Origin of the sequence: Niastella koreensis GR20-10, from assembly GCF_000246855.1 — a bacterium.
Classification (GTDB): Bacteria; Bacteroidota; Bacteroidia; order Chitinophagales; family Chitinophagaceae; genus Niastella; species Niastella koreensis.
Genome location: NC_016609.1, coordinates 5,095,539 through 5,108,215, shown reverse-complemented (window position 1 = coordinate 5,108,215; position 12,677 = coordinate 5,095,539). Strand labels below are relative to the sequence as shown.

Here is a 12,677-nt window from a genome sequence, read left to right as displayed (position 1 = left end):
CAGATATGTATAAACTGAAATTTATTCCCATCGCTTTGTTGATGGGCGTGCCCCTGTTCTCACTGGCGCAAAAGAAAGGTGCTGTACCGCCGCCGGCAGCTGCGAAAGACAGCATTCCAAAAGTAGATTCTGCAAAGAATACCACGCCCGGAGCGCCGAAGCGTTACGAAGAGGTGATCACTAAAAAAGCGATCACCAAAAACGGGTTATTCCGCGTACACCAGATAGACGAAACGTATTTCTTTGAAATACCCGACAGCCTGTTGAACCGCGACATCCTGGTGGTGAACCGTGTGTCGAAAGCGCCGGCCGGTTTAAGGCCCTATACGCAGATCTTTGCCGGTGACGAGATCAACGAGAATGTGATCCGTTTTGAGTTGGGCCCCTTCAACCGCATTTTTATGAAACGGATGGTGTTTCGCGACAAGAGCGACGATAGCACCGAGAATGGCATGTACCGTGCAGTAGTGAACTCAAGCCTGCAACCCATTGTGGCTACTTTCCCCGTAAAAGCATTTGGGGGCGACAAAGGCGCCGGAAAAACCTATGTGCTGGATGTAACGTCTTTTCTGCAAACAGAAAATGAGATCGTGCATTTTGGTCCCGACGCAAGAACGGGGCTAAAGTTAGGCGGCGTACAAACCGATAAATCGTATGTATCGGGTTTGAATGCATTTCCCATCAACGTGGAAGTAAAGATGGTGCGCACGTACCTGCCGGCGGCGCCGGGCAGTACACTGCCTACTACCTACGAGATCAACAGCTCGCTGGTGTTGTTGCCCAAAGTGCCCATGAAGCCCCGTTATTACGATGCACGCGTAGGTTTCTTTGCACGCGGTGTTATTGATTTCGATGCCGAACCGCAACGCGTAGCCAACCGGTACTATGTTACCCGCTGGCGCCTGGAACCCAAACCCGAAGACCGCGAGAAATATTTACATGGTGAACTGGTAGAACCAGCTAATCCCATCGTTTATTATATAGATCCCGCCACGCCAAAGAAATGGGTGCCTTATTTGATAGCGGGCGTGAACGACTGGCAAAAAGCATTTGAGCAGGCCGGTTTTAAAAACGCCATCAGGGCATTGCCCGCGCCGGAAGATGACAGCACCTGGAGTATTGACGATGCCCGTCACAATGTGATCGTGTACAAACCATCGTCAATCGCCAATGCGAGCGGTCCGCATGTGCACGATCCCCGCAGTGGTGAGATCATCGAAACGCACATCAACTGGTACCATAACATTATGTCGCTGGTGCACGACTGGTATATGATCCAGGCCGGCGCTATTGACCCCAAAGCACGCAAAATGAAATTTGACGACGAGTTGATGGGGCAACTGATCCGTTTTGTATCGAGCCACGAAGTAGGACATACCTTAGGGCTCATGCACAACTTTGGTTCCAGCTCAACTGTTCCCGTTGAAAAACTGCGCGATAAAAAATGGGTGGAAGCAAACGGCCATACGCCTTCCATTATGGACTATGCCCGCTTTAACTATGTAGCGCAGCCAGAAGACAGCATTACAGAAAAAGGCATTTTCCCCCGCATTGGCGCGTATGATAAATGGGCCATTCAATGGGGCTACCGCTGGTTACCACAATTTGACAATGCCGAAGCGGAAACGCCGTACCTGAACAAACTGGTGATCGACAGCCTGAACCACAACAAACAATTGTTCTTTGGCTATGAGATCAATGCCAATGATCCGCGTGCGCAAAGTGAAGACCTGGGTGATGATGCCATTGCGGCCAGTACCTACGGGTTAAAGAACCTGCAACGTATTCTGCCCAAGCTCAGCACCTGGGCGCGTAAACCCAATGAAGGCTACGAAGCACTGCAGGCAGTGAACGACGCGCTTTTCCGTCAATATAATGTTTACATGATGCATGTATTAAAAAGCATTGGCGGACGTTATACCACACCGAAGAGTGTGGAGCAAAGCGGGCCCGTTTTTGAGCTCGTGCCCTATAGCAAACAGAAAGCGGCCATGAAGTTCCTGGACACCTGGCTGTTTCATGTGCCCGACTGGCTGGCCAACGATACCACTTTCAAACTCACCGGTTACAGTGCGGAGATCTATTTTGGTACCGCGCAATACAGCGCGCTCTCGCGTTTGCTGGGTTCAGGCATTTTGAATGGACTGGTGAAAAACGAAGTGGATTACAAGAACGAGAAAGTGTATACCGTTAGCGAGTTCCTGAACGACCTGAAGAAAAGCGTTTGGAACGAACTATATACTAACAAGCCGATCGACATCAATCGCCGTAACCTGCAGCGTTCGTATGTTGATCTTTCCTTCAACGCCTTCAGGGCGGTGAATGAAATTGTAGGCCGCAACAATGGTAACGGCACCCAGTATTATGTAAATCCCGATCCAACCAGGAATGATGTGTCTGGGGTAGTTCGTGCGCATTTGCATGAATTGCGCAACGACATCAAAAAGGCGATCCCTTTTCAAACCGGACTTGCGAAAGCGCATCTGGAAGATATTGTAGCCCGGATTGACCGGGTATTTAAAGAAGGAGTGGAGATGCCCAAATAGAGTTCTAGTCACAATAAATAAAGTATAGCCAGAACTACAAGGGCCCCGGCAGCAATGTCGGGGCTTTTTTGCGTTCGGCTTCGGACAATGACTGTTCGTTTTCGTACACCTGCCGCTATGATCTTCGCCTTCAAATGCTTACCGGTAAACAGTTGCAGTCTGGCATAGGGCTTGAGGCTGGCAGGAAGGCCTGCATTCTTCATATATACAAATAGCGCTATGCTCAGAAACTATTTTGTTATAGCTTTTCGCCATTTTACAAAGCACAAGCTGTTTTCTGCCATCAATATCCTGTGCCTTTCCATAGGGATCACTTTTTCCCTGATCATTGGAATTTATGTACTGGGTCAGGAAGGGGTGAATAGTAACCTTCGCCATGCAGACCGGCAGTATTATATTAAAACCGCCTGGAAGGAAAAGGACATGGGATCGGAGATCGTGGCGCTTTCGCCCTGGGCAAAAGCGATAAAAGAAGAATATCCCGACCTGGTGGCCAATTATTACCGGTTCAACCCGGTGACCAATGTGGTGTCGGCAGGCGATAAACATTTTAAAGAAGACATTGCCATCTGTGATACCACACTGGTATCGATGTATGGTTTCCCCCTGTTGTATGGCGATAAAGGCCATGCTTTTACCAGTAATAATTCAGCGGTGATCACGGAAAAGTTTGCCCGCAAGTTGTTTGGTACACCCGATGCCATTGGTAAACCGCTTAGCATTCAAACAACGGTAGCCGGGGTTACCCAGGAGTATGTAGTGAGTGCCGTATTAAAAGATATACCTTACAATACAGTTACCCAGTTAATAAATGATGTGTATGGCGTTTATGTGCCCACTACCGGTAACCGGTATTACAGCATGGGCGATCCTGCCGTAGGTTGGGATAATGTAAACGAAGTAAGCTTTATTGAGTTGAAACCGGACGTAACGGTGAAGGCGGTGAATGCAGCGTTGGACAGGCTGATGAAAAAGTACTCGTCGGATTTTATCTGGAAGAACATTCACGCCAATGTGGTACCGGTTAAAAATTATTATCTCAAAGACAACAATGGCGCTGTTAACAAGATGGTGACGCTTTTGTCTACCATAGCCCTGTTTATTTTGTTGATGGTTATCATCAATTATGTAAATATCAATATAGGCACCTCTACTTATCGCTTAAAAGAAATAGGACTTCGTAAAACTTTTGGCAGTGTAAAGAAGCAGGTAGTACTGCAATTCCTGTTAGAGGCGATGATCCTTACAAGTATAGCAGCGATCGTGTCGTTGTTCTTTTATCAATTACTTATCCCGGTATTTTCAAAAGTACTGAACGCTACCCTGAAACCCGTTTGGATGTTTGGGATCAAAGAATACCTTCAGATAGCAGGTCTGGTGCTCCTGATCGGTTTGCTGGCGGGGATATATCCTGCGTTCGTGCTAAGCAGCACCAATCTGATACAGGCAGTAAAAGGAAAAATTGATGCAGCAAAAGGCGGACTGGGGTTAAAACGCGTGCTGTTACTGGTGCAGTTTTCATTGGCTATCCTGGTCTTTATTTGTGCGCTGAACCTGAGTAAACAGGTACGCTATATTTTCAACAAAGACCTAGGATATAATAAAGAACAGGTGCTGGTTATTACGGCTTTTCCCAAACAATGGGACACCGCAGGCGTGTTAAAGATGGAGGCTATTAAACAGGAGCTGCTGCAGGTGCCGCAGGTTCAACATGTTACCCTGACTTTTGATGTGCCGGAAAAAACACCGTTTGGGAGGATCATCCTCTATCCGCCAGGAAGGACCGATAAAACCAAACAGGTGAATTTACCCATTACAACGGCAGACGAAGATTATGCAAAAACGTTTGGCATGCATATGAAGGCCGGTACGTTCCTGTCGCCTGCCAATGGTGACATAGTACTGAATGAGACGGCTGTAAAAGAGTTGGGATTGACGAGTGAAAATGCAGTGGGGCAAAAAATTGAAAGCCCTGTTGGGCCTATAACGATCGGTGGCGTTGTAGGGGATTATAATTTTTCTTCCATGCAGGACAAGATAGGGCCGGTAGGTTTTGCACATCCTAAAATAACGAAGAATTACCGCTACCTGGCGGTAAAATTAAACACCACTAATCTTGCCAAAACCCTCGATGATGTAAAGGCGCACTGGCGAAAAATGTCGCCCAATGCACCTTTTGACTATAGCTTCATGGATGAAAAGTTTGAAGCCATTTACAGATCGGAACTGCAATTGAAAACAGCCGCCGATGTGGCCACGGTATTAAATCTGATAATAGTATTGCTGGGCATATTGGGTGTGGTGGCGTTTACGCTCAATAAACGAATGAAAGAAGTGGCAGTGCGCAAGGTGTTAGGCGCCAATTCAATTAGTATTATAATGTTGTTTTTGAAAGAATATGCCTGGCTTATTGTCATTGCCAATGTAATTGCCTGGCCGCTGGCATATATAGCCACTGAGCATCTTTTACAGAATTTTGCCTACCGTATACAACAAAGTATCGTTCCTTATTTACTGGTGCTGGCAGCAGTAGCGGCTTTGGCCTTTAGCCTTATCAGCGTGCATTGCGCCAAAACCGCCGTGGCCAATCCGGTTAAGAGTTTAAGAGCCGAATAGATTATAATAGATCCGGGTTTTGCTGCGGTTCGAACCGGTAATACCGGTAGAAGAACAGGATGATCGCCAACGCAAAGAAAATGATGGAAAGGGCATACAGTTGCCGGCATACCATGGCTATGATAACGGCAAAGAACAGCTGGGTTACATTTACCAGGTAGCTCTTCAGGTTGGGATAATTGTACAACTGAAGACTGTTGAGCAATAACAGAATGCCAAAGCCAAAGAAGATAAAGAACCCCGCTTCCTCATACAGTAAACAGGAGGGAGTGCGGGCTGCAATGGTGATGACCTCGGGAAGAAACAAACAGCAATAAAATAAACAATACTGGGCAAACCGGCGGCTTATTGAAACCGGTAGTCCGCGATAAAATGACATGCCCTTGTTTTCTAACTCCTTTAACCGGTGAACCAGGATGCCATGGCCCAGCATACCGGCGCTGAAGAAAAGGGCCATCATGCGAATATCGGAATGACGGGATGGGTCGCGACCGGCCAGCATTAAATACAATGCAGCACAGTTATATAATTTAGTGACAAGAAACAACATCTTGCCTTTCTCCAGCACATAGCGCAGCAGAAAGCTAACGTAGTATTTGCGCTTCAGGATGGATGGCCATTTCCATTTTACCTGGAGAGGAACAGCGCCGGGTCTTTGTAAAAGGTACAGGTACCAACCCGCGCCGCTCACACAAAGGATTATATTGAACAGCAATGCCAGAGTAGCAGGCAGGTACCAGTGTTGGTGAAAACCAATACCCATTACGAAGATGAGGTACGACAAAACCGGCAACAACAACATCAGCTGTACCTGCAGCAGCAGGCGGTATACCTTCTTTGGTTCTACTAATAATAACTGATATAGGAAAGAGAACGCCGGCTTGTGCAGGCTGCTGGCAATAAACTGGGCGCACTTGATGGCATAGGCCAGCCACAAGGCCAATACCGTTATTAAAAAAGAAGGGGCAGTAAGCATTCCCCTGATCAACGCGTAATGATATTCCAGCATCCCAACTCCGTTGGCTCTGCCTACGCCCAGGGTCATTATATAATACACGAAACATAACAACGCCGCGTTCTGCCGGTAAAACGGCGCCACCAGTGATTTAAATAACAATGACCGTTGGATGCTCATGCGAGGGGCTGGATTGTATGATCAGTAATGGAGAAATTTCTATCAACAGCCAGCGACTCCGATAAGAAGGGTTGGTGCGAACTGAAAATAAAGCTGGTGCCAAATTGTTGCCGGTATTCATTGATCAGATCCGGCAGTGCATGAACAGCGTCCGTATCGAGCGTGGCCAGGGGTTCATCCAGCAGGATCAATGCTACAGGACCAATAAACGCCAGCAGCAATGACAGCCGTTTTACCATGCCGCTTGAATAGGTGCCAATTGGATTGTTGAGATTGATTCCCAGGCCTGAAAAATCAATGAGCCTGTTTATTTGTTGCTGCGGGGCTTTTCTGTTGTGCTGGTAAAACGAAACCAGGTCGCGGCCGGCGATGTAGGAGGGATACACCGGTTCAGCTTCTGCATAACTGACCTGCTTCCGATAGCTGACTCCATTCTTTTTTAAACTTACTTTATTGATATGGGTATCACCCTCAAAAGGGATCATGCCGGCCATGATTTTCAGGAAGGTGGTTTTACCGGTCCCATTCAGTCCATAGATCCAGTAAATGCCGTTGTCGAGGGTGAATTCAGGAATGTTCAGAATTAACTTCCTGTCGTACAGTTTTTGAACCTGTTGTAGATGGATCATGGGCGCTGTTTTAGCTCATTCGGCTTATTAGTAGCGCTTTCCCCGGAAATGTTACAGCAGGATAAAAAAATCCCGGGTTAAAAGGCAGCTTCCCTGTTTGCAAATAGGTGAGGCTGCTTTTTTTATTTTGTTAACAATGAAAATACCCACTTGCCTGTGTAACATATCATCCTGCGCATCGACTGATTGTGCAACCTCCTAATGGACCCTAATAAAGCAGATTTATTTTTTCCATTAAAACAAAACCTATGCTCAAATTGCACATCGTTTTTGCGTTACCGGCTTTATTATTAACTGCCACTCCTTTCTACAGCCATGCACAGTCTACCGTTGACCAGGTAGGCAACACCGCCGACAGGGTGAACAACACCATCGATAAAGTGGGTGGACTATTTAAAAAGAAAAACAGGAATAAGTCAACTGACAGCGATGCTGCCAAGCCCACCACTACCGGTAACAGCGTTACTATTAATACCGTGTATGATTTTGTACCGGGGAACAATCTTTTGTTTATAGATCATTTTGACTCTACTAAAAAAGGTAATTTCCCAATTAAATGGCTCACCAATGCGAGTGGTGAAGTGGTTACCCTGCAGCAGTATCCGGGCAACTGGTTTTCCATTACCAGCAATGGTTTTTATATTCCCAAAATAAAAGGCGGTCTTCCCAAAGATTTTACCGTAGAGTTTGACCTTATCATTGACGGTAGCGGTGGCAATACGCTGTATGTTGATTTTGAAGATGCGCTGGATCACAATTTCGACCGTTACCCATCTAATCCTTACCTGGGATTCAGGATCTACTCAGACGGCAATGCCTACGTAACAAACAAAGCAAAAGAGCTGGATACTCATGTTAGCAGCAGCGCCTATAATGCAGGCGCTAAAATAAATCACATGGCGTTTAAAAAGGAAGGTGAGCGATTACGCGTATACATCAACCAGGAAAAGACTTACGATATCAATCATGCCTTTGAAAGCAACAGAACGTACAGCACTTTTAAATTCGGCGGGGATTTTTATAGCCCAACACATATGCTGATCTCAAATGTTACAATAGCAGGTTTGTAATAACAGTTATATAAATAAAAAAGGGTGTCCACCAGTTGGCGGACACCTTTTTTTATTATGTTTTTAGAAGCCTAACTTACTACCCAGGTCACCCAGGAGATTGCTTCCGCCGGCATTGCCTGAATCGCCGCCGCTGGTGCCTAATAACGAATCGATCTGGCCGCCGAACTGGGGAAATTTCTGTTTAACAAAATTGGAGATCACATCTACAACCATTTGCGCTTTGTCTGCAGGAACGCCTGTTTTTTCAACTATTTGATTGATTAATTCGCTCATGATATTTCAGTTTTATATAATACTGCAAATGTAGGGCCTGGAGGTATGCGATCCATTTAAAATATGAAGTGGTGCTTGGGTATTTTCCCGGCAATATTCAATGCTCTTTGTAAATTGGGCGATCTTTCCTTTAAACTACCAATCATGAGAATTTTTGTTTTCTTTTTACTGTTTACAATTGTACTTTATTCTTGTCAGGCGCCTGCTGAAAAGCAACCGCTTGCTGCTACCAGTTATTTCAATACGGGCGATACCGGCGTGCAAATGGGCGGCATAAAAATGATCCCCGTGCAAACACCTGTGGGTACTTTCAAAGTGTGGACAAAACGTTTTGGAAACAATCCTACCATTAAGGTATTGCTGTTACATGGCGGACCAGCAGCAACGCATGAATACATGGAATGCTTTGAAAGCTTTTTTCCGGAGCAGGGCTTTGAATTTTATGAATACGATCAACTGGGTTCTTACTATTCCGATCAGCCAACTGACAGCAGCTTATGGACAACGGAGCGCTTTGTAGAAGAGGTTGAGCAGGTACGGAAAGCATTGAACCTCGATAAAAGCAATTTCTATCTGTTAGGCCATTCCTGGGGTGGCATTCTGGCCCTTGAGTATGCATTGAAATACCAGGATAACCTGAAAGGACTTATCATCAGTAACATGATGTCGAGCGCTCCTGACTATGGTAAATATGCCGACAGCGTACTGGCCAAACAAATGGACCCCAAAGTGCTGGATACTATTCATAAGCTGGAAGCGAGTAAGAAAACCAACGATCCCAAGTACATGGAATTGCTTGGGACAAATTATTATAACAAACACATCTGCCGCCTGGCTGAGTGGCCAGAGCCCTTGAACCGTTCTTTCAAACACCTTAACGAGACCATTTACACCATGATGCAGGGCCCTTCAGAATTTGGCATCAGCGGCCGTCTCGCCAAATGGGACCGCAAGGCCGATCTGCCAAAGATCAAGGTGCCTACCTTAACAATCGGTGGTCAGTTTGATACCATGGACCCGGAGCATATGAAGTGGATGAGTACCCAGGTACAAAAAGGTACTTACCTGTATTGTCCCAATGGAAGCCACATGAGCATGGCCGACGATCAGCAAACCTATATGACGGGGTTGATCAAATTTATCAAAGATGTTGATGCCGGAAAGTAAGTGAGATCTGGTAATAACGTAATTACAGGAGCTGTCCCAACTATAATTTTGGGACAGCTTTTTTTTGTGCTATTTTGGATGCACTATGCTGCTTTCTATTACCCCTGAACTGAAAAACGCTGTTGACAAATTATACGAGGTATTTTCAAGATATCCTGGTAATTCTTCTATGGCGGGCAGCCCGCTTACTAACCACTGCCTTCTACCAATACGCCCGGGAGCCGCTGGGTGAAAGGATCTCCTGGGCCGAGAGAATTCTGACAGCCGAGAAAAGGGCGGCCGGAAAAAGTTAACGACTCATTCCAGCTTATTCTCCAGCGCCAGGAAGAAAGCATATTGCCATGCTTTGTCCTTCAGGTAATCGAAACGGCCCGACGCGCCGCCATGGCCTACATCCATATTACATTTGAAAAGGATCTTGTTGTTGCCGGTGTGCAGTTCCCGCATTTTAGCCACCCATTTGGCGGGTTCAAAATACTGCACCTGCGAATCGTGCAGACCGGTTGTTATTAACATATTGGGGTATGCCTTCTTTTCAACATTATCATACGGCGAATAAGATTTCATGTAAAAATATTCGGCACTGTCTGCCGGGTTGCCCCATTCCTTGTACTCGCCGGTAGTGAGTGGAATGCTTGGGTCGGACATAGTAGTTATCACATCTACAAAGGGCACATCGGCCACTACACCATGCCAGAGGTCGGGGCGGAGGTTGACAATGCCTCCCATGAGCAAACCGCCGGCGCTGCCGCCATTGGCGTACAGATGTGCCGGTGAAGTATAGTTTTCCTTGATGAGGAATTCACCGCAGTCGATAAAATCGTAAAAAGTATTCTTTTTGTTAAACAGGTGGCCCTGGTCGTACCAGGTGCGGCCCATTTCCTGTCCGCCCCGTACATGCGCAATGGCATACACAAAACCACGGTCGAGCAAACTGATGATGTTGCTGTTAAATGCAGGTGGCATGCTGTAGCCATAAGAGCCATAGGCATATAGTAATAATGGGTTCTGGCCTTCTTTCTTCATGCCCTTTTTATATACTATCGAGATTGGCACTTTGGCGCCATCCCGGGCAGTGGCCCATTGGCGTTCGGCTGCATAGTCTTCCTGTTTAAAACCGCCCAGCACTTCTGTTTGTTTTTTTAACTCACGTTGTTGCGTATCCATGTTAAAATCATAGATAGAACGCGGCGTGGTCATTGACGTATAGGAGAGTCGCAGGATGTTGGTGTTGTAGTCGGGGTTAACAAATGAAAAGGCCGCGTATACAGCTTCAGGAAAGGTGATGTAATAGTCTTTGTGATCGGTTTGATTGATAACGCGCAACTGGTTCAACGCATCTTTCACTTCACCCAGCACCAGGTGATTTTTAAACACCACCATATTGGAGATGTATACATCTTTCCGGTGCGGGATCACTTCCTTCCAGTGTTCTTTTGTCGTTTTTGTCTCCGGGGTTTCCATCAGGCGGAAGTTGGGGGCATCCCAGTCGGTAAGTACATAAAACTTATCGTTAAAGTGTTCAATACTGTATTGCAGGTTTTCCCGGCGGGGTTCAAAGATCTTGAATTCGCCGGCAGGGTGGGCGGCATCCAGCAGCCGGTACTCGGTAGATACCTGGTTCATGTTGGAATAAATGCCTACGTACTTTTTAGATTTGGTTCGGTACACGCCAATATAAAAGCGATTGTCTTTTTCCTCGTATACCATTACGTCTTTGGCCGGGTCGGTGCCCAGCTCATGCCTCCAGATCTGGTAGCCGAGCAGGGTAGTGAGGTCTTTCTTCACGTAGAAGATGGTTTTATTATCGGCCGCCCAGCAAACATCGTCTTCAATATTGGGAATTGTTTCGGGGTAGATAATGCCGGTTACCAGGTTTTTGACTTTCAGCCCATAGATCCTTCTGCTTACAGAATCTACGGTAAAAGCCAGCAGTTCGTTATTATCACTCACGGCAGTGCCACCGATGGCGTAGTATTTAAAACCTTCTGCGAGTTGATTCTGGTCGAGCATGATCTCTTCAGGCGCATCCAGGCTTTCTTTTTTGCGGCAGTAGTAGGGATATTGTTTGCCTTCTTCAAAACGGGAGTAGTACCAATAGCCATTGTCTTTATACGGTACCGATTCGTCTTTTTCTTTTATGCGGCCCTTCATTTCATTGTACAGCTTTTCCCGCAGGTCTTTTGTGCCGCTCATCATGGTGTCGAGATAAGTATTCTCCGCATTCAGGTAGTCGATCACTTTGGCATTTTCGCGCTGGTTCAGCCAGTAATAGTCGTCGATGCGTTTATCGCCATGTGCTATAAATTCTTTCGGCTCCTTTGCTGCCCTGGGAGGTGTAACATCCGCCGGCCATTTATATGTATTCATAGTAGATGATGATTGTTTACAGGCTGCCAATAAAGCAACCAGGAGCAATATAATGATATTTCTCATGTGAAATATTTCATTGAATATACTGCTTCTGGTTGCCACAATTGCAGCCGTTCGTAAAACAACCACCTATTGTTTCACAATGTTGCCGGCTTTATCAATATAATACCGGATGCCATTCAGTACTACCCTGCCAACACTATCGGTAAACGGAGTAGCATAGTGGTAGCGGAACGGAATTACTTCTTTACCATTTTTATCAATATAGCCCCACAATCCTTTTTTATTGCAAACCGGGGCAATGCCATCACTAAAGCTGCCTGCATAAATATAATGCAGGGGGATGGCTATTTTACCGGTAGAGTCAATAAAGCCATAGTCATCGTCATTGCCTACCACTGCCATTCCTTCGTGAAAAGAGTATACATCATGAAATTGTGGTTTTACTATCTCTTTGCCGTTTTTGTCAACAAAGCCCCATTTATCGCCTACTGCTACAGCGCCTTTTTCTTCGGAGAATGCCGTCGCCTCATCGTAGATCAGGGGTACTATCAGTTTTCCCTGTTCATTTACAAAGCCGAATTTGCCATCTTTTTTTACCAGGGCAAGGCCGTCATTGCTGCCATCGATACGGTCATATTTTTTTACCCAGGACTGGCCAAGGGTGTATACACTCATGGCCAGAAAGCTTAAGAGTAAGAGTTGTGTTTTCATAAAACGTGCTTGAAGTGCACCCCAAATGTCATTCTTTGCACGCAGGAGAATGATGATGCCGGGCAGAGGAACGGTTGATCTTAGAGATGGCGCCACATGACAATTATCATTGGCTAACGACCTGAAATGTGCGAAATTTAAAGGGAGTTAA

General features: G+C 46.1%; 9 protein-coding genes. 4 read left to right on the top strand and 5 right to left on the bottom strand.

Annotation, left to right across the window (positions count from 1 at the left end):
• Positions 1 to 5 precede the first annotated feature (5 nt).
• Positions 6 to 2,546, top strand: a complete 2,541-nt coding sequence (locus tag NIAKO_RS19940) for a zinc-dependent metalloprotease (protein ID WP_014220252.1) — start codon at positions 6 to 8, stop codon at positions 2,544 to 2,546.
• A 219-nt stretch (positions 2,547 to 2,765) separates the two neighbouring features.
• Positions 2,766 to 5,162 (top strand): ABC transporter permease, encoded by a 2,397-nt coding sequence (locus tag NIAKO_RS19930; protein ID WP_014220251.1) that lies wholly within the window; start codon positions 2,766 to 2,768, stop codon positions 5,160 to 5,162.
• Between the two features lies 1 nt (position 5,163).
• Here NIAKO_RS19930 and NIAKO_RS19925 read toward each other — a convergent pair whose 3' ends face one another.
• Positions 5,164 to 6,297 (bottom strand): hypothetical protein, encoded by a 1,134-nt coding sequence (locus NIAKO_RS19925; RefSeq protein ID WP_014220250.1) that lies wholly within the window; start codon positions 6,295 to 6,297, stop codon positions 5,164 to 5,166.
• Positions 6,294 to 6,926 (bottom strand): ABC transporter ATP-binding protein, encoded by a 633-nt coding sequence (locus NIAKO_RS19920; RefSeq protein ID WP_014220249.1) that lies wholly within the window; start codon positions 6,924 to 6,926, stop codon positions 6,294 to 6,296. The genes NIAKO_RS19925 and NIAKO_RS19920 overlap by 4 nt, the downstream gene beginning before the upstream one ends.
• Positions 6,927 to 7,174: 248 nt before the next feature.
• Here NIAKO_RS19920 and NIAKO_RS19915 point away from each other — a divergent pair, with 248 nt between their 5' ends.
• Positions 7,175 to 7,996: a hypothetical protein gene (locus tag NIAKO_RS19915; RefSeq protein ID WP_014220248.1), complete on the top strand. Its 822-nt coding sequence runs from the start codon at positions 7,175 to 7,177 to the stop codon at positions 7,994 to 7,996.
• Positions 7,997 to 8,059: 63 nt separating this feature from the next.
• On the opposite strand, the gene NIAKO_RS19910 is transcribed toward NIAKO_RS19915, so the two are convergent.
• Entirely contained in the window at positions 8,060 to 8,272 is a 213-nt protein-coding gene (locus NIAKO_RS19910) for a hypothetical protein (protein ID WP_014220247.1), read from the bottom strand.
• 144 nt (positions 8,273 to 8,416) lie between these two features.
• Between NIAKO_RS19910 and NIAKO_RS19905 the strand changes: the two genes are divergently transcribed.
• Positions 8,417 to 9,439, top strand: a complete 1,023-nt coding sequence (locus NIAKO_RS19905; RefSeq protein WP_014220246.1) for a proline iminopeptidase-family hydrolase — start codon at positions 8,417 to 8,419, stop codon at positions 9,437 to 9,439.
• Between the two features lie 297 nt (positions 9,440 to 9,736).
• Here NIAKO_RS19905 and NIAKO_RS19900 read toward each other — a convergent pair whose 3' ends face one another.
• Both NIAKO_RS19900 and NIAKO_RS19895 read right to left on the bottom strand, forming a co-directional pair.
• The gene (locus NIAKO_RS19900) at positions 9,737 to 11,875 is read right to left on the bottom strand and encodes a S9 family peptidase (protein ID WP_107685555.1); all 2,139 of its coding nucleotides are present in this window, start codon (positions 11,873 to 11,875) and stop codon (positions 9,737 to 9,739) included.
• A gap of 66 nt (positions 11,876 to 11,941) precedes the next feature.
• Positions 11,942 to 12,526 carry a WG repeat-containing protein gene (locus NIAKO_RS19895; protein WP_081195852.1) on the bottom strand — a complete coding sequence of 195 codons (585 nt, stop codon included), beginning with the start codon at positions 12,524 to 12,526 and terminating at the stop codon, positions 11,942 to 11,944.
• Positions 12,527 to 12,677: the final 151 nt, after the last annotated feature.

Coding starts and splice junctions, on each gene's coding strand:
- NIAKO_RS19905 (WP_014220246.1), top strand. CDS start 8,417: ATGAGAATTTTTGTTTTCTTTTTACTGTTTACAATTGTACTTTATTCT.
- NIAKO_RS19930 (WP_014220251.1), top strand. CDS start 2,766: ATGCTCAGAAACTATTTTGTTATAGCTTTTCGCCATTTTACAAAGCAC.
- NIAKO_RS19900 (WP_107685555.1), bottom strand. CDS start 11,875: ATGAGAAATATCATTATATTGCTCCTGGTTGCTTTATTGGCAGCCTGT.
- NIAKO_RS19895 (WP_081195852.1), bottom strand. CDS start 12,526: ATGAAAACACAACTCTTACTCTTAAGCTTTCTGGCCATGAGTGTATAC.
- NIAKO_RS19940 (WP_014220252.1), top strand. CDS start 6: ATGTATAAACTGAAATTTATTCCCATCGCTTTGTTGATGGGCGTGCCC.
- NIAKO_RS19915 (WP_014220248.1), top strand. CDS start 7,175: ATGCTCAAATTGCACATCGTTTTTGCGTTACCGGCTTTATTATTAACT.
- NIAKO_RS19920 (WP_014220249.1), bottom strand. CDS start 6,926: ATGATCCATCTACAACAGGTTCAAAAACTGTACGACAGGAAGTTAATT.
- NIAKO_RS19910 (WP_014220247.1), bottom strand. CDS start 8,272: ATGAGCGAATTAATCAATCAAATAGTTGAAAAAACAGGCGTTCCTGCA.
- NIAKO_RS19925 (WP_014220250.1), bottom strand. CDS start 6,297: ATGAGCATCCAACGGTCATTGTTATTTAAATCACTGGTGGCGCCGTTT.